The 20,016-nt window shown below is 55.6% G+C and carries 18 protein-coding genes and 1 pseudogene; 5 read left to right on the forward strand and 14 right to left on the reverse strand.

Annotated elements, in window-relative coordinates; genetic code table 11:
• Nucleotides 1-35: 35 nt before the first annotated feature.
• On the forward strand, nucleotides 36-941 hold the full coding sequence (locus M8318_RS05880; RefSeq protein ID WP_262661367.1) for a LysR family transcriptional regulator: 906 nt from the start codon (nucleotides 36-38) through the stop codon (nucleotides 939-941).
• Nucleotides 942-958: 17 nt separating this feature from the next.
• Here the strand turns inward: M8318_RS05880 and ispH are convergent, their stop codons facing one another.
• The 6 genes and pseudogenes from ispH to M8318_RS05910 all read right to left on the reverse strand — a co-directional run bounded on the left by ispH (nucleotide 959) and on the right by M8318_RS05910 (nucleotide 6,992).
• On the reverse strand, nucleotides 959-1,909 hold the full coding sequence (gene ispH / locus M8318_RS05885) for a 4-hydroxy-3-methylbut-2-enyl diphosphate reductase (RefSeq protein WP_262661369.1): 951 nt from the start codon (nucleotides 1,907-1,909) through the stop codon (nucleotides 959-961).
• On the reverse strand, nucleotides 1,890-2,360 hold the full coding sequence (gene fkpB, locus M8318_RS05890; protein WP_106994190.1) for an FKBP-type peptidyl-prolyl cis-trans isomerase: 471 nt from the start codon (nucleotides 2,358-2,360) through the stop codon (nucleotides 1,890-1,892). The genes ispH and fkpB overlap by 20 nt, the downstream gene beginning before the upstream one ends.
• Before the next feature lie 117 nt (nucleotides 2,361-2,477).
• The gene (lspA, locus tag M8318_RS05895) at nucleotides 2,478-2,978 is read right to left on the reverse strand and encodes a signal peptidase II (RefSeq protein WP_106994189.1); all 501 of its coding nucleotides are present in this window, start codon (nucleotides 2,976-2,978) and stop codon (nucleotides 2,478-2,480) included.
• Complete coding sequence (gene ileS / locus M8318_RS05900) at nucleotides 2,978-5,794, reverse strand: isoleucine--tRNA ligase (protein WP_262661371.1); 2,817 nt, start codon at nucleotides 5,792-5,794, stop codon at nucleotides 2,978-2,980. The genes lspA and ileS overlap by 1 nt, the downstream gene beginning before the upstream one ends.
• 33 nt (nucleotides 5,795-5,827) lie before the next feature.
• Nucleotides 5,828-6,766, reverse strand: a complete 939-nt coding sequence (ribF, locus tag M8318_RS05905) for a bifunctional riboflavin kinase/FAD synthetase (protein WP_106994187.1) — start codon at nucleotides 6,764-6,766, stop codon at nucleotides 5,828-5,830.
• Nucleotides 6,767-6,773: 7 nt separating this feature from the next.
• Nucleotides 6,774-6,992 (reverse strand): annotated as a pseudogene (locus M8318_RS05910) (DUF2575 domain-containing protein).
• 101 nt (nucleotides 6,993-7,093) lie between these two features.
• Between M8318_RS05910 and rpsT the strand changes: the two are divergent.
• Nucleotides 7,094-7,357, forward strand: coding sequence for a 30S ribosomal protein S20 (gene rpsT, locus M8318_RS05915; protein ID WP_012015991.1), 264 nt, complete (start codon nucleotides 7,094-7,096; stop codon nucleotides 7,355-7,357).
• 57 nt (nucleotides 7,358-7,414) lie between these two features.
• Here rpsT and nhaR read toward each other — a convergent pair whose 3' ends face one another.
• The 4 genes from nhaR to dnaK form a co-directional block, all read right to left on the reverse strand.
• Nucleotides 7,415-8,314: a transcriptional activator NhaR gene (nhaR, locus tag M8318_RS05920; RefSeq protein ID WP_262661374.1), complete on the reverse strand. Its 900-nt coding sequence runs from the start codon at nucleotides 8,312-8,314 to the stop codon at nucleotides 7,415-7,417.
• Nucleotides 8,315-8,372: 58 nt separating this feature from the next.
• Nucleotides 8,373-9,548 (reverse strand): Na+/H+ antiporter NhaA, encoded by a 1,176-nt coding sequence (gene nhaA / locus M8318_RS05925; RefSeq protein WP_262661376.1) that lies wholly within the window; start codon nucleotides 9,546-9,548, stop codon nucleotides 8,373-8,375.
• A gap of 173 nt (nucleotides 9,549-9,721) precedes the next feature.
• Nucleotides 9,722-10,861 (reverse strand): molecular chaperone DnaJ, encoded by a 1,140-nt coding sequence (dnaJ, locus tag M8318_RS05930; RefSeq protein WP_261644739.1) that lies wholly within the window; start codon nucleotides 10,859-10,861, stop codon nucleotides 9,722-9,724.
• Nucleotides 10,862-10,947: 86 nt separating this feature from the next.
• On the reverse strand, nucleotides 10,948-12,867 hold the full coding sequence (dnaK, locus tag M8318_RS05935; RefSeq protein WP_106994183.1) for a molecular chaperone DnaK: 1,920 nt from the start codon (nucleotides 12,865-12,867) through the stop codon (nucleotides 10,948-10,950).
• A gap of 296 nt (nucleotides 12,868-13,163) precedes the next feature.
• Between dnaK and satP the strand changes: the two genes are divergently transcribed.
• Nucleotides 13,164-13,733 carry an acetate uptake transporter gene (gene satP, locus M8318_RS05940; RefSeq protein WP_262661377.1) on the forward strand — a complete coding sequence of 190 codons (570 nt, stop codon included), beginning with the start codon at nucleotides 13,164-13,166 and terminating at the stop codon, nucleotides 13,731-13,733.
• Nucleotides 13,734-13,781: 48 nt separating this feature from the next.
• Here satP and M8318_RS05945 read toward each other — a convergent pair whose 3' ends face one another.
• From M8318_RS05945 to tal, 3 genes are all read right to left on the reverse strand, one after another.
• Entirely contained in the window at nucleotides 13,782-15,086 is a 1,305-nt protein-coding gene (locus M8318_RS05945; RefSeq protein WP_262661379.1) for an MFS transporter, read from the reverse strand.
• Between the two features lie 123 nt (nucleotides 15,087-15,209).
• On the reverse strand, nucleotides 15,210-15,797 hold the full coding sequence (gene mog, locus M8318_RS05950) for a molybdopterin adenylyltransferase (protein ID WP_262661381.1): 588 nt from the start codon (nucleotides 15,795-15,797) through the stop codon (nucleotides 15,210-15,212).
• Nucleotides 15,798-15,907: 110 nt separating this feature from the next.
• Nucleotides 15,908-16,861 carry a transaldolase gene (tal, locus tag M8318_RS05955; protein WP_262661383.1) on the reverse strand — a complete coding sequence of 318 codons (954 nt, stop codon included), beginning with the start codon at nucleotides 16,859-16,861 and terminating at the stop codon, nucleotides 15,908-15,910.
• Nucleotides 16,862-17,121: 260 nt separating this feature from the next.
• Between tal and M8318_RS05960 the strand changes: the two genes are divergently transcribed.
• Nucleotides 17,122-18,552, forward strand: a complete 1,431-nt coding sequence (locus tag M8318_RS05960) for an alanine/glycine:cation symporter family protein (protein ID WP_262661385.1) — start codon at nucleotides 17,122-17,124, stop codon at nucleotides 18,550-18,552.
• Between the two features lie 66 nt (nucleotides 18,553-18,618).
• Nucleotides 18,619-19,392, forward strand: a complete 774-nt coding sequence (gene yaaA / locus M8318_RS05965) for a peroxide stress protein YaaA (protein ID WP_262661387.1) — start codon at nucleotides 18,619-18,621, stop codon at nucleotides 19,390-19,392.
• A 30-nt stretch (nucleotides 19,393-19,422) separates the two neighbouring features.
• On the opposite strand, the gene M8318_RS05970 is transcribed toward yaaA, so the two are convergent.
• Nucleotides 19,423-19,710, reverse strand: coding sequence for a DUF2502 domain-containing protein (locus tag M8318_RS05970; RefSeq protein ID WP_106994173.1), 288 nt, complete (start codon nucleotides 19,708-19,710; stop codon nucleotides 19,423-19,425).
• Nucleotides 19,711-20,016: the final 306 nt, after the last annotated feature.

A 20,016-nucleotide genomic window follows, 5' to 3' on the forward strand; every position in this document is an offset into this window, starting at 1 on the left:
CGCTCACACATTGCACTCTTGCCTGGTATGCACAAATGAAACCTGCACTGCTTCCCGATCTCGCCACTTTCGTCACCATCGTAGAACATGGCAATTTTTCAACCGTAGCCCGGCTTACCGGCACAACGCCCTCCGCGATTAGCCGCTGTGTTGCACGACTTGAAAAGGAAATGGGATGTAAATTACTGCACCGCACCACACGCAAACTGGCACTGACCGTGACCGGAAAATCGGTTTATGAACATGCGCTGGATATGCTCGAGGCGGCACAACAGGCGATGGATTCAGGCAGCAGCCTGCAGACCGTGGCGCAGGGAAAGCTCACCATGAGCGTGCCGAAAGCCGTGGGGCGATTTGTGATCCATCCTTTAATCCCGGCATTCCTTGAGCGCTATCCGCAAATTGATGTCTGTCTGCGTCTGGAAGATCGCTATATGGATTTGATCGACGACGGCGTCGATCTGGCGTTACGGATCACTACTACCCCCTCCCCTGGCCTGTACGGTAAACCGCTGATGCCGGTCACCCATGTTATCTGCGCCACCCCAGAGTACCTTCGCCGCATGGGTACGCCTCAGCATCCGCACGATCTTCGGCAACACAGCTGTATTTCACTCGGTGAAACGCCGGCCGATTCACGCTGGAAGTTTGTGTTAAACGGGAAATCGGAAACGGTACAGACCCACGGACGATACGCCGCTAACCACACGGGCGTGAGGCTGGATGCGGTAAAGCGCAGTCTGGGTATCGGGAGTTTACCGCTGTTCACGGCGCGTGAGGCGCTGGAAAGCGGGGAGATTGAGCAGGTATTGCCGGAGTGGGAATTTATCAGTAGCTATACGGGCGATCTCTGGCTGCTGTGGACGCGCAACAAACATATGCCTGCCAGGATGCGGGCGATGATCGACTACCTGAATGAAAAAATGCCAGTCATTCAGTGACTGGCATTTTTAAAAGCTTACTTAACTTCGCGGGCGTCAATTCGCAGCTCTTTAGGGACTTCGAAGACGATATTCTCTTCGCGCCCCGCCAGCGGGATGGCTTCTCCGCCGCCCAGCTCCTGCAGACGGGCAATCACGTTCTGCACCAGAATATCCGGGGCAGACGCGCCCGCCGTCACGCCAACACAGGCAGCATTCTTGACCCAGGCTTCCTGAATATCGGTAGCATCGTCAATCAGGAATGCGGCTTTGCCCATTCGCTGCGCCAGTTCGGCCAGACGGTTGGAGTTCGAGGAGTTTTTCGAGCCGACAACCAGCACCACGTCCGCCTTCTCCGCCAGCGCGCGCACCGCTTCCTGACGGTTAGTGGTGGCGTAGCAGATGTCGTCCTTGCGCGGACCGACGATTTTCGGGAAGCGCTGACGTAAGGCATCGATAACATCAGAGGTGTCATCCACCGAGAGCGTGGTCTGGGTCATAAACGACAGCTTCGCTTCGTTTTTGACGTTCAGCGTCAGCACATCGTCCGGAGACTCGACCAGGTACATGCCCCCTTCCGGGTTGCTGTACTGGCCCATGGTGCCTTCCACTTCCGGGTGACCAGCGTGACCAATCAGGATCGACTCTTCACCGCGACGGCTGGCGCGTGCCACTTCCATATGCACTTTGGTGACCAGCGGGCAGGTGGCATCAAACACGGTCAGATCGCGATTTTTCGCTTCGTTACGTACCGCCTGGGAGACGCCGTGGGCGGAGAAGATCAGGATTGCGCCATCCGGCACTTCGTCGATCTGCTCAATAAAGATCGCCCCGCGGGTACGCAGGCTATCCACCACATAGCGGTTATGCACCACTTCGTGACGGACATAAATCGGCGCGCCGTAAAGCTCCAGCGCGTTTTCAACAATGCTGATAGCGCGGTCTACTCCGGCACAGAAACCGCGCGGGTTAGCCAACAGGATCTGCATTCACATCCTCCAGTACCGGGTCAATTTCCAGCACTTCAACATCAAAATGGACGGTACGCCCGGCGAGCGGGTGGTTGAAATCGACGGTAATGGAGTCGCCGTTGATCTCACGGATCACGCCAGGCATTTCGCTGCCATCCATAGCGGTAAAGAGCATGATTGCCCCGATTTCCGGTTCGCCCGCATCCATAAACTCACGGCGCGAGAAGTACTGAATCAGGTCCGGGGACGGCACACCAAACGCGGCATCCGGCTCCAGAGTGAAGGCTTTTTTCTCGCCCTCTTTCAGGCCCAGCAGCTGTTGCTCAAGACCTTCCGACAGAGAGGTATCGCCAAGACGAAACAGCGCCGGTTTGCCGTTGTTGCGGGTGGACTCTGCGGTGGAGCCATCATCCAGTTTCAGCGTGAAGTGAACCAGCATCGCGCTGTTGCTCTGTACGGATTTAGACATACACATTGCTCTTTAATGTTGTCTCGCCTGTTTGCCGGGTGGCGCTTCGCTTACCCGGCCTACAGGATCGGCATATTCGGTAGGCCGGGTAAGCGTAGCGCCACCCGGCATTGACAATTACGCCTGCTCTTTCGCTGCGGGTTTAGGCAGGAAGCCTTCCAGCACAATCATCGCCGCACCGATACAGATCGCCGTATCGGCCAGGTTGAAGGTGGCGAAGTGCCAGTTGCCGACATAGAAGTCGATCATATCGACCACAAAGCCGTGCCACAGACGGTCGAACAGGTTACCCAGCGCGCCGCCAATGATCAGCGCGTAGGCGATGTTATTCAGCTTCTGCGTGGCTTTGCTGCGATACATCAGCACTGCCAGCACCACACAGATACCGAGAGCGATACCCGCGAAGAACCAGCGCTGCCAGCCGCCGCTGTCAGCCAGGAAGCTAAACGCCGCGCCATAGTTGCGCGCATAATGCAGATTAAGTGACGGGAACAGCGGCATCGTATCCCCCAGAGCAAAGTTCTGGAGGATCAGGTACTTGCTGCCCAGATCAATAATCAGCACGACTACTACCAGCCACAGCCAGCGCAGTCCTGTTGAAGAGAGTGATTTACTCATCAGGCAAACTTACGTTTTTCGCCATCACCGGCGACGTTGCTGACACAGCGTCCGCAGATCTCTGCGTGTTCCGCCACCTTGCCGACATCAGTGGTGTAATGCCAGCAGCGCGGGCACTTCTCACCATCGGCTTTCACCAGCGCCACCTTCAGCCCTTTGAGCAGTTCGCTCTGCTGGGCATCAGCGCTCGCGTCGGCATAATCCGCAACATTCGCACCGGAGGTCAACAGGACAAATCGCAATTCATCGCCCAGCGCGGTCAGTTTCGCCGCCAGCTCAGGTTCTGCGTACAGGGTTACTGCCGCTTCCAGAGAGCCGCCCACTTTCTTGTCGGCACGCGCCTGCTCGATCACCTTGTTCACTTCACCGCGCACTTTCAGCAGCTCGTCCCAGAAGCTGTCGTTCATGGCTTCGGTCTCTGCCAGGCCAAACAGACCCTGGTACCACTCGCCGGTGAAGACATACTTCTCACGATCGCCTGGCAGGTAGCCCCAGATCTCATCCGCAGTGAAGGACATGATCGGCGCCATCCAGCGCACCAGCGCTTCCGCGATATGGAACAGTGCGGTCTGGCAGCTGCGACGTGCCACGCTGTCCGCTTTCGCGGTGTACTGACGGTCTTTAATGATGTCGAGGTAGAACGAGCCCATCTCGATGGAGCAGAAGCGCATCAGGCGCTGCACCACTTCGTGGAAGTCGTAAGACTCGTAGGCTTTCAGAATATCGTCCTGCGCCGCTTGCGCGCAGCCTACTGCCCAGCGATCCAGTACCACCATCTCTTCCGGTTTCACCATATCTTTTGCCGGATCGAACCCATTCAGGTTCGCCAGCAGGAAGCGCGCGGTGTTACGGATACGACGATAGCTGTCGGCAGCACGTTTCAGGATCTCATCGGACACCGCCATTTCGCCGGTGTAGTCAGTTGATGCCACCCACAGACGCAGAATATCGGCACCCAGTTTGTTCATCACATCCTGCGGAGAAACGGTGTTACCGATAGATTTGGACATCTTGCGGCCCTGACCATCCACGGTGAAACCGTGAGTCAGTACCTGACGATAAGGTGCCTTGCCCTTCATGGCGGTGGAGATCATCAGGGATGACATGAACCAGCCACGGTGTTGGTCAGACCCTTCCAGATACATATCGGCAGCGTGACCGGCAAATTCCGGGCGCACATCAACCACAGATGAGTGGGTAGAGCCGGAGTCGAACCAGACGTCCAGGGTATCCGGCACCTTCTCGTAGTTGTCCGCGTCAGCGCCAAGGATGTCGCGGGAGTCGAGATCCCACCACGCCTGAATGCCGTCAACTTCGACGCGCTTCGCCACTTCTTCCATCAGTTCCAGGGTGTTCGGGTGCAGCTCCTGCGTCTCTTTATGCACGAACAGAGACATCGGTACGCCCCAGGTACGCTGACGGGAGATACACCAGTCAGGACGGTTGGCAACCATGGATTCGATACGTGCCTGGCCCCAGTCCGGGATCCACTGCACGCCTTTGATCTCGGAAAGCGACTGCGCGCGCAGGCCTTTCTGATCCATGCTGACGAACCACTGCGGGGTCGCACGGAAGATGATCGGCGACTTGTGACGCCAGCAGCACGGATAGCTGTGCTGCATTTTTTCAACATGCAGTAGCGAACCGTTGTCGCGCAGCATGTTGACGATGATGTCGTTGGCTTTAAAGACGTTGATACCGTCCAGCGTCGGATACGTGCCTGGCAGATACGCGCCATCCGGGCCAACCGGGTTGGCGATCTCCAGACCGTATTTCAGGCTGATGCTATAGTCGTCCGGGCCGTGACCACCGGCGGTATGCACCGCACCGGTACCCGCTTCCAGGGTAACGTGTTCACCCAGGATCGCTGGCACATCGAAATCGAGGAACGGGTGCTTAAAGCGCAAATGCTCAAGTTCAGCACCTTTAACGGTACCAAGAATGCGGTATTCGGTGATGTTCGCGCGTTTCAGCACGCTCTCCACCAGGTCTTTCGCGAGGATCAGCGCGCGACCTTCAACCTGTACCAGCGCATAGTCAAACTCCGCAGAGAGGGAGATCGCACGGTTGGCAGGCAGGGTCCACGGGGTGGTAGTCCAGATGACCAGCGAGATTGGGCCTTCTACGCCCGGCAGACCAAATTTGCCCTGCAGCGCATCCTGATCGACGCCTTCAAAGGCCACGTCGATGGATGGAGAGGTTTTGTCGTAATACTCAACTTCCGCCTCAGCCAGCGCCGAACGACAATCCACGCACCAGTGCACCGGCTTGGCGCCTTTGTGCAGGTGCCCGTTGCCGATGATTTTGCCCAGCGCACGGATGATGTTGGCTTCGGTTTTGAAGTCCATAGTCAGGTACGGGTGTGACCAGTCGCCCAGCACGCCCAGACGGATAAAGTCTTCACGCTGGCCGTCAACCTGGGTGGCAGCGTATTCGCGGCATTTGGCGCGGAATTCGGCGGCGGTGAACTTCTCGCCCGGCTTACCGAACTCTTGCTCTACTTTCAGCTCGATCGGCAGACCGTGGCAGTCCCAGCCTGGAACGTAAGGCGAGTCAAAGCCCGTGAGGCCTTTGGACTTCACAATAATGTCTTTCAGAATCTTGTTTACAGAGTGACCAATATGAATGCTGCCATTCGCATAAGGAGGGCCATCATGCAGGATGAAGGTTTTTTTCCCTTTTTTGGCTGCACGGATGATGCCGTACAGGTCATCATCGGTCCAACGCGCCAGCATTCCCGGTTCACGCTTGGCGAGATCGCCGCGCATCGGGAACCCTGTTTCCGGCAAATTCAGGGTTGATTTATAGTCACTCATCAGATTCTCGGTTCCGTATTTATATCTCAGGCATTAAGCCGGGTTTGATAGCCCAAAAATTTCACGGGCTGTTAACTCATCTCTCGCGATTTGCGCTTTTAGCTCATCAAGCGAGGCGAATCGCTGCTCATTGCGTATTTTTTTACGCAGGATTACATCTATATGGCGACCATAAAGGTCCATTACAACGTCCAGCAAATGCACTTCAAGCTGCTGGCGTACGCCAGCCACTGTCGGACGGGTACCAATATTGGCAACGCCGGGCAGAGGCTTATCGCCCAGCCCCGTCACTTCTACCGCAAAGACCCCTTTTACCGGGGAAACCTGACGACGCAGCGGTAAATTCGCCGTCGGGAAACCAATGGTGCGACCCAGTTCATCGCCATGCACGACGCGCCCGGATATAGAGAAGGGGCGTCCGAGCAGGGTTGCGGCGGTATCCAGATCGTCGTCAGCCAGCGCCTGGCGTACTGCCGTACTGCTGATGCGTACGCCGCCTTCGCAGAAGGTCTGGGTGCTGGTGACGTCAAAGCCATACTCCAGACCAGCCTTCTGTAATAGCAAGAAATCCCCCTGACGACCAGCGCCAAAGCGGAAATCATCTCCCACCGCCAGAAAGCGCACGCCAAGGCGATCCACTAACAGGTCGCTGACAAAATTTTGTGCCGTCAGGGCGGCGAAGCGCCGATCAAAACGGACGCACAGGACGTAGTCCACGCCGCACTGCGCCAGGTAACGTAACTTTTCACGCAGACGGGTCAGGCGCGCAGGCGCCTTCTCGCTGGCAAAAAGCTCCAGCGGCTGCGGCTCAAAAATCATGACTACTACCGGCAGACCTCGTGCCCGCCCCTCTTCACGTAACCCCTGCAACAGCACCTGATGCCCACGATGCACGCCGTCGAAATTACCAATAGTCAGCACACACCCGTGTGGGGCCTGACTGAGATTATGTATGCCGCGTATCAGCTTCATGACTGGCTCAAAACAGTGAAAATCGCCAAAGTATACCTTGTACAGCGGTTAAGGTTAACCGGCGATTGTTCACGCAAAACAGAAAGCCGTAATGATTTCATCAGGGTTGCCTTTCTCAGCGAAAAAATCTGGCTGCAGATGAGGATTTTTGTATCGAAAAGCTGTATTCAGGAGAGACAAGCTGGTAGAATCCTGCGCCATCACTACGTAACTTAGCGTCGCTTATTAACGGCGCTTATTTGCACAAATCCATTGACAAAAGAAGGCAAAGAGGGCATATTCCTCGGCCTTTGAATTGTCCACATAGATCATATTTGGGAGTTGGACTTGGCTAATATCAAATCAGCTAAGAAACGTGCCGTTCAGTCTGAAAAGGCTCGTAAGCACAACGCAAGCCGTCGCTCTATGATGCGTACTTTCATCAAGAAAGTATACGCAGCAATCGAAGCTGGCGACAAAGCTGCAGCGCAGAACGCATTTAACGAAATGCAACCAATCGTGGACCGTCAGGCTGCTAAAGGTCTGATCCACAAAAACAAAGCAGCGCGTCATAAAGCAAACCTGACCGCGCAGATCAGCAAACTGGCTTAATCGCCACTTGTTGTTGCTTGTTTAAAGAACCCGCTTAACGCGGGTTTTTTTATGCCTTCAGATCGCCGGTGGCGTAAACAGCGCCGAGTAGTCACGGTTACAGATACGCTGTACCGCCGGATGCTGAATCATTCTTTCCGCAAATATTGCGTGATACTCCTCCATCACATTATCCACCCTGCCAATCTCTGTAATTTTCTCATCGGCATACAGATCGTGCGCATAGAGCGTCGGCGCGACAAATATCGCGTTATGCGCTTCCCCGAATGCCTTCATCAGCGCCGCATCATCAAATTCACCCAGAATCTCGACCTTCAGCCCCTGGGAGTTAAACCAGTTCAGCAGCTTGCGGCCGAGCATGGAGCGTCTACCGGGCACCAGCAGACGGCGCTCTTCCAGACAGGCCGGAAAGGGTTTTTCCGGCGGCGGGTTGATGCACCAGAAGCTCACCCCACATTCGCCAATCTTCACCGAGAACAGTCCTTCCTGCTGGGTGGAGTCGATCGGGCAGTCGGAGATAATCATATCCAGCTTATGCTGGCTCAGCTGCTCGAGCAGCATCTCGTGGGTGGATTCAAAGCAGCGCAGGTGGATTTGCTCATCTTCAACCACCGCCGCGTCCAGCACGCCGCTGACCAGCCGTTTTGACAGTGCATCCGCGACACCGACGTCAAAGAGCAGGTTCGACTCCTTGCGGTAGTTGACGATATCGAGCATCTCCTGGCTCAGGGTGAACATTTTGTCAGCGTAGCGAAATACCAGTTCGCCGAGCTCGCTGGGTTCGATTCCGCGTCCCTTACGCTTGAATAATTTCCCCTGCAGGCGCTCTTCCAGGGCTTTGATCTGCCCGGTAATCGTCTGCGGCGTCAGGTAGAGCGCCTCTGCAGCGCCGACAACCGAGCCCTGCTTGTAGACATGCCAGAAGTAGTAAAGATGGTTGTAATTCAAATGAGACATCGCGAATTCACTCCCTGATCGTAAATCGGGAGAAGGCTCCCCTTCCCCCGCTTTCCTGTTATGCCTGGACGACCTGTCCGGACAATTTTACCTTCAGCAAGGTATAACCCGTCACCGCAGCCAGTAATGACCCGATGAGAATGCCGAGTTTTGCCCAGACGATAAGCTCAGGCGCATGCGCACCAAACGCCAGCGTCGAGATAAAGATCGACATGGTAAATCCAATTCCGCACAGCACGCCCACGGCCGTTATCTGCCTGAAGGTGGTGCCGTGTGGCAATGATGCCAGCTTTAGTTTCAGCGCCAGCCAACAGAACAGGCTGATACCTAACGGCTTACCGATAAACAACCCGGCAATGATGCCCAGCGGAAGCACTGACGTCAGCCCGTCCAGCGTCACCCCGCCAAGCGAAATACCCGCGTTAGCAAAAGCAAACAGCGGCAGGATCATAAAGGCCACCCACGGATGAAGCACATGTTCCAGCTGGCTGGCAGGTGATTTGCCATTCTGTGGTTTAAGCGGTACGAAGAAGCCGACGATCACCCCTGCCAGCGTGGCATGCACGCCCGATTTCAGTACCGCAGTCCACAGCACCATCCCCACCAGCACGTAAATGCCGATACGGCGTACGTTGAACAGGTTCAGCAGCGCCAGCACTGCAATAGCGCCTGCAGCAACGCTCAGCGACAGTATCGACAGTTCGCTGGTGTAGAACAGCGCGATAATCACAATAGCGCCAAGATCGTCAATGATGGCCAGCGCCATCAGGAAGATTTTCAGCGCTGCCGGGACGCGGCTTCCCAGTAGTGCCAGTACCCCAAGGGCAAAGGCGATATCCGTTGCCGCCGGGATTGCCCAGCCGTGGCGCGCCACCGGATCCTGCCAGGTAAACGCCAGGAAGAGCAGCGCCGGAACGACCATTCCACCCAGCGCGGCAATGACCGGAAACGCCGCTCGCTGGCGGCTGGCAAGCGAGCCCACTACCAGCTCGCGTTTCACCTCAAGCCCCACCAGCAGGAAGAACACCGCCATGAGTGCATCGTTGATCCACAGTAGCATGTTCTTATTAATTTCAAGCGCCCCGACCTTCAGCTCTACGGGCGTTTCCAGAAACGCATGGTAGAGCTCACGGGTGATACCCAGGTTGGCCAGCACCATCGCGGCGGCGGCAGCGATAATCAGGATGATGCCGCCAGACGCTTCACTACTAAAGAAACGGTGTAATAATTTCACTTAAGTTCTCTCTTTTACAACAATACCTCGATAAAACCATAATACCAAGCCCAACAACTCGGCAAAAACAGATTAATATTGAGTATAAATTCAGTTTTACCGAGCAATACCCACAAATAGAAAAAGCCCGGAATCGCTTCCGGGCTTTTTTGAAATGAACGTCAGCTAATGGATTAGCGAGTCAAATCGTCAAAGAATTTTTTCACGCCATCAAAGAAGCTTTTGGAGCGCGGGCTATTGTTTTCACCCGTTGGGCCGCCAAAGCTCTCCTGCAATTCCCGCAGCAGCTGCTTCTGTTTTTCATTCAGGCCAACCGGGGTTTCGACCACCACGCGACACAGCAGGTCGCCCTGTGCGCCGCCACGGACCGATTTCACGCCTTTACCGCGCATGCGGAACAGCTTGCCGGTCTGGGTTTCACCAGGCACTTTCAGGTTCACACGACCGTCGAGGGTTGGCACTTCAATTTCACCGCCCATCGCCGCCATCGCAAAGTTGATCGGCACTTCGCAGTACAGATTGTTGCCTTCACGTTCGAAAATCGCGTGCTGCTTCACCTGCACCTGAACGTACAGATCGCCTGCCGGTGCGCCATGCTCACCCGCTTCGCCTTCGCCAGACAGACGAATACGATCGCCGGTATCCACGCCTGCCGGAATTTTAACGGACAGGGTTTTGCTCTTCTCAACGCGACCGTGACCGTGGCATTTGTTGCACGGATCCTTGATCAGCGTACCGCGGCCCTGACAGTGCGGACAGCTCTGCTGCACTGCAAAGAAGCCCTGGCGCATCTGTACCTGGCCGGAACCGTGACAGGTAGGACAGGTCTGCGGTTTGGTACCCACTTTCGCACCGCTGCCGTGGCAAATGTCACACTCTTCCAGGGTTGGAATGCGGATCTCTTTCGTTACACCGCGTACGGCCTCTTCCAGCGTCAGCTCCATGTTGTAGCGCAGGTCTGCGCCACGGGCTGCACGCTGACGACCGCGGCCGCCGCCGAAGATGTCGCCAAAGACGTCACCAAAGATATCGCTGAAATCTGCGCCGCCGCCACCAAATCCGCCGCCGCCGCCGCCCATGCCGCCCTGTTCAAACGCAGCGTGGCCGTACTGATCGTAGGCCGCACGTTTCTGGGCATCGGTCAGGATTTCGTAGGCTTCTTTGATCTCTTTAAATTTGGCTTCGGCCTCTTTGTCACCCTGGTTGCGATCCGGGTGAAATTTCATGGCCAGGCGCTTATACGCCTTTTTGATTTCACGCTCTTCCGCTGTTTTGGAAACGCCTAAAATCTCGTAATAGTCTTGCTTAGCCATCTTGTTTTATCTGCCCCTAACATGCGTGCACGGGCGGAGAGGAAACCTCTTCGCCCGTGCCAGTGTATTACCCGTTCAAAGGGCGATTATTTTTTGTCTTTCACTTCTTCAAACTCTGCGTCGACAACATCGTCATCTTTCGCGTTGTTTGCTGAAGCGTCAGCACCCGCGCCAGCCTGCTGCTGTGCGTGTTGCTGCTGCGCGATCTCCATCAGCTTCTCGGAAACCTGAGCCAGCGCCTGCATTTTTGCTTCGATATCGGCTTTGTCTTCGCCTTTCAGGGACGCTTCCAGCGCGCTCAGTGCAGACTCGATAGCGGTTTTGTCGTCAGCTGGCAGTTTGTCGCCGGCTTCTTCAACCTGCTTACGGGTGCTGTGCAGCAGATGGTCACCCTGGTTGCGGGTCTGAACCAGCTCTTCAAACTTACGGTCAGACTCGGCGTTAGCTTCCGCTTCGCGAACCATCTTCTGGATCTCTTCTTCGTTCAGACCGGAAGAGGCCTTGATGGTAATCTTCTGCTCTTTACCGCTGTTTTTGTCCTTCGCGGAAACGTGCAGGATACCGTCAGCATCGATGTCGAAGGTGACTTCGATCTGTGGCATACCGCGCGGTGCCGGGCTGATACCATCGAGGTTAAACTGACCCAGATCTTTGTTATCTGCGGCACGTTTACGCTCACCCTGCAGCACATGGATGGTTACCGCAGACTGGTTGTCTTCAGCGGTAGAGAACACCTGGCTGTGCTTGGTCGGGATGGTGGTGTTTTTGGCGATCAGCGCCGTCATCACACCGCCCATGGTTTCGATACCCAGAGACAGCGGGGTAACGTCCAGCAGCAGTACGTCTTTAACTTCACCGGTCAGCACGCCACCCTGAACGGCAGCACCGATAGCAACGGCTTCGTCCGGGTTAACGTCTTTACGCGGCTCTTTACCAAAGAATTCAGCCACTTTCTTCTGAACCATTGGCATACGGGTTTGACCACCCACCAGGATAACGTCCTGGATTTCGGAGACGGACAGACCCGCATCCTGCAGAGCAACTTTCAGCGGCTCGATGGAACGGTTAACCAGGTCTTCGACCAGGCTTTCCAGTTTCGCGCGAGTCACTTTGATGTTCATGTGTTTTGGACCGGTCGCGTCTGCAGTGATGTACGGCAGGTTAACGTCGGTCTGCTGCGCAGAAGAGAGCTCAATCTTCGCTTTTTCTGCGGCTTCTTTCAGACGCTGCATGGCCAGCGGGTCGTTACGCAGGTCGATGCCTTGATCTTTCTTAAACTCGTCAACGAGATAGTTGATCATACGGCTGTCGAAGTCTTCACCACCCAGGTGGGTATCACCGTTGGTTGCCAGAACTTCGAAGGTTTTTTCGCCGTCAACTTCGTCAATTTCGATAATAGAGATATCGAAAGTACCGCCACCGAGGTCGTATACCGCGATAGTACGGTTGCCGACTTCTTTATCCAGACCGTAGGCCAGTGCCGCTGCGGTTGGTTCGTTGATAATACGTTTGACTTCCAGACCCGCGATACGGCCCGCGTCTTTGGTTGCCTGACGCTGAGCATCGTTGAAGTATGCCGGTACGGTGATAACCGCTTCAGTTACCGGTTCGCCCAGGTAATCTTCAGCCGTTTTCTTCATTTTCTTCAGCACTTCAGCAGAGATCTGCGGCGGTGCCATTTTCTGACCTTTAACATCAATCCATGCGTCGCCGTTCTCAGCGCCGATGATTTTGTACGGCATGATGGCTTCATCACGCTGCACTTCTTCGTCCTGGAAGCGACGGCCAATCAGGCGTTTGATCGCAAACAGGGTGTTTTGCGGGTTTGTCACTGCCTGACGTTTAGCCGGCTGACCAACCAGAGTTTCACCATCCTGGGTATAAGCAATGATAGAAGGCGTGGTGCGATCGCCCTCGGCGTTCTCCAGCACACGTGCAGTGGTGCCATCCATAATCGCTACACAAGAGTTGGTAGTACCCAGGTCGATACCAATAATTTTACCCATCTAAACGTCTCCACTAAAAATTCAGTCAACATGTGGTTGTGTACCTGTAATAAGGGCAGAAGGTGCTTTTTCAACTGTCCAGATTTGAATTTTTTCAGGTCCACACACTGCGGTTGACTACAAGATGGGGTCGCAACGGCATCCATCAAGGGGGAAGGATAAAAAAATTTTTAATTTCACCCTGATTAGATCATAGACGGCGCTGATGCCGCCCATTATGATGCCGCGCCCCGCCAGGGAGAATTGGCGTGGGATTCACCATTTCACCATATTAATGATGATTTTTTTGAGGACTTATGGGCAACACTAAGTTGGCTAATCCGGCTCCGCTGGGCCTGATGGGTTTCGGTATGACCACCATTCTGCTGAACCTGCACAATATCGGGATGTTCCCGATGGACGGCGTTATCCTGGCGATGGGCATTTTTTACGGCGGTATCGCACAGATCTTCGCGGGCCTGCTGGAATATAAGAAAGGCAATACTTTCGGTTTAACCGCATTCACCTCTTACGGCTCGTTCTGGCTGACCCTGGTCGCCATTCTGCTGATGCCGAAAATGGGTCTGACCGAAGCGGCGAACCCACAGTTCCTGGGCGTCTATCTGGGCCTGTGGGGCGTCTTCACGCTGTTCATGTTCTTTGGCACCCTGGTAGGTAACCGTGCGCTGCAGTTCGTGTTCCTGAGCCTGACCGTGCTGTTCGCTCTGCTGTGTGTTGGTCACCTGGTGGATAACGGCGAGTCCATTATTCACGTAGCCGGCTGGATTGGCCTGGTCTGCGGCGCCAGCGCCATCTACCTGGCGATGGGCGAAGTGCTGAACGAGCAGTTCGGCCGCACCGTTCTGCCGATTGGTGAAAAACACTGATCCCCCTTCGTGCCCGCCCTGCGGGCACGAAATCTCTCCGGCTTCATCTCAGCGAGCGGAGTTAGCCAGTTCCGGCGCCTCTTTCTCTATCATCCCCTGCCTTAGCCAAATTCCCAGTGCCAGCCCCATCAATGACAGCGCCAGCACGTACCAGGCCGGTGCCATTGGCGACACCCCCATCAGCAGCGTAACGGCAATCGGCGTCAGGCCGCCGAAGATGGCGTAGGAGACGTTATACGAGAAGGAGATCCCGGTGAAGCGCACTTCCGGCGGGAAGGCGCGGACCATTACGTACGGCACGGCTCCCACCACCCCGACGCACAGCCCAACCACGCCGTACAGCAGGAACAGCTGCTCCGGATGGCTGCCCACCAGGTGATAGAACGCCCAGCTTGATGCCGCCAGCAGCAGGCTACCGATGATAAAGGTCAGGCTGGAACCGATACGATCCACCACCAGCCCGGCAATCAGGCAGCCAAAGCAGAGCATGATGGTCGCGATGCTGTTGGCCTGCAGCGTTACCGCCGGGGCAAAGCCGTACTGTTTTTGCAGCCAGACCGGCGACATCAGGATCACTACCACAATCCCCGCCGACAGCAGCCAGGTGAGCAGCATCGACACCATTACCGCTTTTTTATGGCGCACCACTACCGCTTTGACCGGCAGCTCCTGCGCCAGCGCCTTGCGTTGCTGCATCTCGAGGAAGACCGGTGTCTCCTGCAGCCAGCGACGCAGATACATCGCCACCAGACCAAAGGCACCACCCAGCAGGAACGGAATACGCCAGCCCCAGTCGAGCACTGCCTGTTGAGTCATGCTGGTGTTCACCAGGGTCGCCACAACGGAGCCCAGCAGGATGCCGACCGTCAGCCCTGCGGTCAGCGTACCGCAGGCAATGCCGATCCGCCGGGCCGGCACATGTTCCGCCACAAACACCCAGGCACCAGGCACTTCACCGCCAATCGCCGCCCCCTGCAGGATGCGCATCAGCAGCAGCAATACCGGGGCAATAATTCCCATCGAGGCATAGGTCGGCAGCAGGCCGATCGCGAGGGTCGGAACGGCCATCAGCAGGATGCTGAGGGTGAACATCTTTTTGCGTCCCACCAGATCGCCGAAGTGGGCCATGATGATGCCACCCAGCGGGCGCGCCAGATACCCGGCGGCAAAAATGCCGAAGGTCTGTACCTGACGCAGCCATTCGGGAATGTCTGCGGGGAAGAATAGCGCCCCGACGACCGCCGCGAAAAAGACGAAGATGATGAAGTCATAAAACTCCAGCGCGCCGCCGAGTGCGGCCAGGGTGAGAGTCTTATAATCCTGACGATTGAGAGGCCGGTTGTAATGTGACATAGCGAACCATTATGGGCTGAATTGTTGAGTTATATTTACAGCGATCGTAAAGAAAAAATTACTATACCGTAAATCAATTAGCACGCTACTGCCGTTACAGCTTATGTCACATTATTGTTAATTTCAGGAGATTGTTTCGCGTCTGGCGCTCTTAGGGCGAAAAGCTGCTACTACCTGTGGATTGGTTTCCACATAAGGCCCTTCAAGCAGCTGTACACAATAAGGTACACTCGCGAAGATACCTGACACCACCACCTTACCGTCGGCCTCTTTCACCCCTTCCAGCGTCTCTTTAATCGACTTCGGCTGGCCCGGCAAATTGAGGATCAGCGCCTGCTTGCGAATTACGCCTACCTGACGGGAGAGGATCGCCGTCGGCACAAAGTGCAGGCTGATCTGGCGCATCTGTTCGCCAAAACCCGGCATTTCACGATCGGCGATGGCGAGGGTCGCATCCGGCGTCACGTCGCGACGCGCCGGTCCTGTTCCGCCCGTGGTCAGCACCAGGTGGCAGCTCATTTCATCAACCAGTTCACATAAGGTTTGTTCGATGATCGCCTGTTCATCCGGGATCAAGCGGGTTTGCACTTCAAAAGGGGTGGTCAGGGCAGAAGCCAGCCAGGCTTCCAGCGCGGGGATGCCTTTATCTTCATAGACACCGCTGGAGGCGCGATCTGAGACGGAAACTAAGCCAATGCGTAAGGTATTCATATCCATTCCATTCAAACAATACAGATTGAGGGAATGATACACGCAGCAGGGGGATTCAGACAGGGAACAAGAGAAGTAGCGTGACCGGGAGCCCGGTCACGCAGGAATGATTACAGCAGTTCGCCGATCATTTTTTCCAGTTTTTCCTGGTCGATAGCAAACTTACGGATACCGTCCGCCAGCTTGTCTACCGCCATTGGATCCTGGTTATGCTGCCACAGGAATTCGGATTCGGTGATGCGCTCAGGACGGGCTTTCACTTCGCCGCTAAAGCTCAGCTTACGCTCGATCGCGCCTTCGCTTTCTGCCAGCTCTTTCAGCAGCGCAGGGGCGATGGTCAGGCGGTCACAGCCAGCCAGTTCCAGGATTTCGCCAACGTTACGGAAGCTTGCACCCATCACCACGGTTTCATAGCCGTGCTGTTTGTAGTACTCGTAAATCTCGGTAACGGAAACCACGCCCGGATCTTCAGACGCCGCGTACTCTTTTTTGTCGGTATTGGTTTTGTACCAGTCCAGAATACGGCCCACGAATGGAGAGATCAGGAACACGCCCGCTTCTGCACAGGCACGCGCCTGAGCAAAGGAGAACAGCAGGGTCAGGTTACAGTTGATGCCTTCTTTTTCCAGCTGTTCTGCAGCGCGGATGCCCTGCCAGGTGGAAGCCAGTTTGATCAGGATACGGTCGTTGCTGATGCCAGCATCGTTGTACAGCTTGATCAGGTGTTTGGCTTTGGCGATAGACGCTTCGGTGTCGTAGGACAGACGCGCATCGACTTCAGTCGAGATACGGCCCGGAACCAGCTTCAGAATTTCCAGACCAATGTTAACAGCCAGTTTATCCGTGGCATCGACAACCTGCTGATCGCGGGAGCTGCTCTGGCTTTTCGCCCAGGCAACGGCGTCGTCGATCAGTTTGCGGTATTCAGGGATCTGTGCAGCGTTAAGGATCAGAGAAGGGTTCGTTGTGGCATCCTGCGGCTGGTACAACTTCATTGCCGCGATATCTCCGGTGTCAGCGACAACAGTCGTGAACTGACGAAGGGAGGTTAATTTATCCGTCATGATAGTGTTTCTCTTTAACTTGCCCTGGATAATTCGCGTTACCAGCTGAATGCCAGAAACGGAAAAATGACAGGTATACTTGTTAGGGGGATGTAACCGGTCTGCCCTGATGATAACACGACGGAAGGTCAGCGCAACCGCAGACAATGCGCTGAAAGATACTGTGATAAACTTGGCAAATTCCGCTCTGCTAATTACCTGTTTACTCACTCATTAGTAGCGATTACCTATGCACTTTGGCATCAACAAGAGGGACGTTAATGCCTGATTATCTGTCGTTTATTAATGAAATTTTGTGGGGTTCGGTGATGATTTACCTGCTGTTTGCGGCAGGGATCTGGTTCACTTTTCGTTGCGGTTTTATTCAATTTCGCGCCATTCCTCAGTTGCGCAATAATCTGAAAAATAGCCTAAGTCCCCAGCCGGGAGGCTTAACCTCGTTCCAGGTGCTCTGCACCAGCCTGGCAGCCCGGGTCGGCAGCGGTAACGTAGCCGGGGTGGCGCTGGCGATCTCGGCGGGTGGCCCGGGGGCCATCTTCTGGATGTGGATGACCGCCATCATCGGCATGGCGACCTCCTTTGCCGAATGCTCGCTGGCCCAGCTGTATAAGGAAGCGGATAAGCAGGGGCAGTTTCGCGGCGGCCCGGCCTGGTATATGGCCCGCGGCCTGGGCATGCGCTGGATGGGCGTGCTGTTTTCTCTCTTCTTACTCATCGCCTACGGCCTGATCTTTAATACCGTTCAGGCCCACTCGGTGGCCCACGCGCTGCGTTTCGCCTTCGACTTCCCGGAAATAATCACCGGCGGCGTGATGGCCCTGTTCACCTTAGTGGTGATCCTCACCGGCATCAAAGGCGTCGCCCGGCTGATGCAGTGGATGGTGCCGGCGATGGCGCTGCTGTGGGTGATCGCCAGCATGGTGGTCTGCGCCTGGCACGCCGACCAGCTCCCTGCGGTCTTCATCCTGATCGTAAAAAGCGCCTTTGGCTGGCGCGAAGCCGCCGCCGGTGCGCTGGGTTATACCCTGAGCCAGGCCCTGACGGCCGGTTTTCAGCGCGGTATGTTTTCCAACGAGGCGGGTATGGGCTCCACGCCCAATGCCGCCGCGGCTGCCGCGTCCTGGCCGCCCCACCCGGCTTCTCAGGGGATCGTGCAGATGATTGGCGTCTTCGTTGATACCATCATCATCTGCACTGCCAGCGCGATGATCGTGCTGCTGGCAGGCCCGGTGGATCTGCCGGCTAATACCGACGGCGTGCAGCTGGTGCAGCAGGCACTGGTCAATCTGACCGGGGGATGGGGCGCTGATTTCGTGGCCTTTATCATCGTATTGTTCGCCTTCAGCTCCATCGTGGTGAACTACATCTATGCCGAAAACAATCTGATCTTTTTGCATCCCGATGCCCGGAAATCCCGCTGGCTGCTACGGGGCGGCGTGGTGCTGATGGTGCTGCTCGGCTCCCTGTTAAGCCTGCCAGTGGTCTGGCAGCTGGCGGATATCGTTATGGCGCTGATGGCGATCACTAACCTGACGGCGATCCTGCTGCTCTCTCCGGTGATCAACGTAATCGCCCGGGATTATCTGCGCCAGCGAAAGCTGGGGGTCCAGCCGGTTTTTGATGTCTCACGTTATCCCGAGATTGCAGCGCAACTGGCGCCCGGCGCCTGGGACGATTTGCCACGTCAATAACAGCCATCGATCAATCGAGGCGGTTTTTTTGTTAAAATCGCACCAAATCTCCTGCAAGGACTGGATATGCTGATTCTGATTTCACCTGCTAAAACGCTCGACTACCAGAGCCCACTCGCCACCGAGCGTTATACCCAGCCTGAACTGCTGGATCATTCGCAACAGCTGATCCGCGAGGCGCGCAAGCTGTCGGCGCCGCAAATTGCCAGCCTGATGAGCATCAGCGACAAGCTGGCGGATCTTAATGCCACCCGCTTTCACGACTGGCAGCCGGATTTCACGCCATCCAATGCCCGCCAGGCGATACTGGCCTTTAAAGGCGACGTCTATACCGGCCTGCAGGCAGAAACGTTCAGCGAAGCTGACTTTGATTTTGCCCAGCAGCATTTACGCATGCTCTCCGGGCTGTACGGCGTGCTGCGCCCGCTGGATCTGATGCAACCTTATCGTCTGGAGATGGGCATTCGCCTGGAGAATGCAAAAGGTAAAGATCTGTATCAGTTCTGGGGCGAGACCATCACCGACACGCTGAACGATGCGCTGAAGGCGCAGGGTGACAATATCCTGATCAACCTGGCGTCGGATGAGTACTACAAATCGGTCAAACCGAAAAAGCTGGATGCGGAAATCATCAAGCCGGTGTTCCTCGACGAGAAGAACGGTAAGTTCAAAGTGATCAGCTTCTACGCCAAAAAAGCGCGCGGGCTGATGAGCCGTTACATCATTGAACATCGTCTGACGAAGCCAGAGCAGCTGACGGCATTCGACAGCGAAGGCTATGTCTTTGACGAGGAAGCGTCAGGGAAAGGTGAGCTGGTATTTAAACGCCACGAGCAGTAACGCAAAACCCCGCCGGTTGGCGGGGTGAGTTTAATGGTGCTTCCAGTCCGGTCCATGACGGTGATCGTCATGACGATCGTTGTGGCGATTATCGTGATGCTCGCCATGCGGACGCCAGCGATTGTCGCGCCACTCGTAGTGGGACTTCCACCAGTCATTGTCACGCCAGCGGCCGCCATCCCAGTGGTGACCCCGATTATCCCGATCGCCAATCTGCAGTTTAACCGCCGGTACCAGGGTGATTTCAGCGGCCTGAACCGCCATCGGAGCCACCAGCATCAGCGAAAGTGCGATAAGTGCAGGTTTCAGTTTAGACATAGGTTACTCCTTATTATTCTTGCCCGATGTGGGCCGATGTAAGGAGATTACGTGAGGGGCGTGGAGGATGTTATTCTCTGCAATCCTATTCTGTAAGTGACCGCATTTATTGGGAATTCCTACTTTTTCCCTGCTATTTCTCTCCTTATTTTCTCCATAAAAAAGCCGGGTGGCGGCTTCGCCTTACCCGGCCTTGTATTATCCTTTCGTGCAGAAAGAACCGGCCAGTTCTTTCTGCCATGCAGTCCACATGCCGTACCCGGCCTCAGGCCACGAGCCTGTATTGTAGATCCCTGCAGTGGGCTG

The organism is Leclercia tamurae, from assembly GCF_025566055.1.
GTDB classification, from domain to species: domain Bacteria; phylum Pseudomonadota; class Gammaproteobacteria; order Enterobacterales; family Enterobacteriaceae; genus Enterobacter; species Enterobacter tamurae.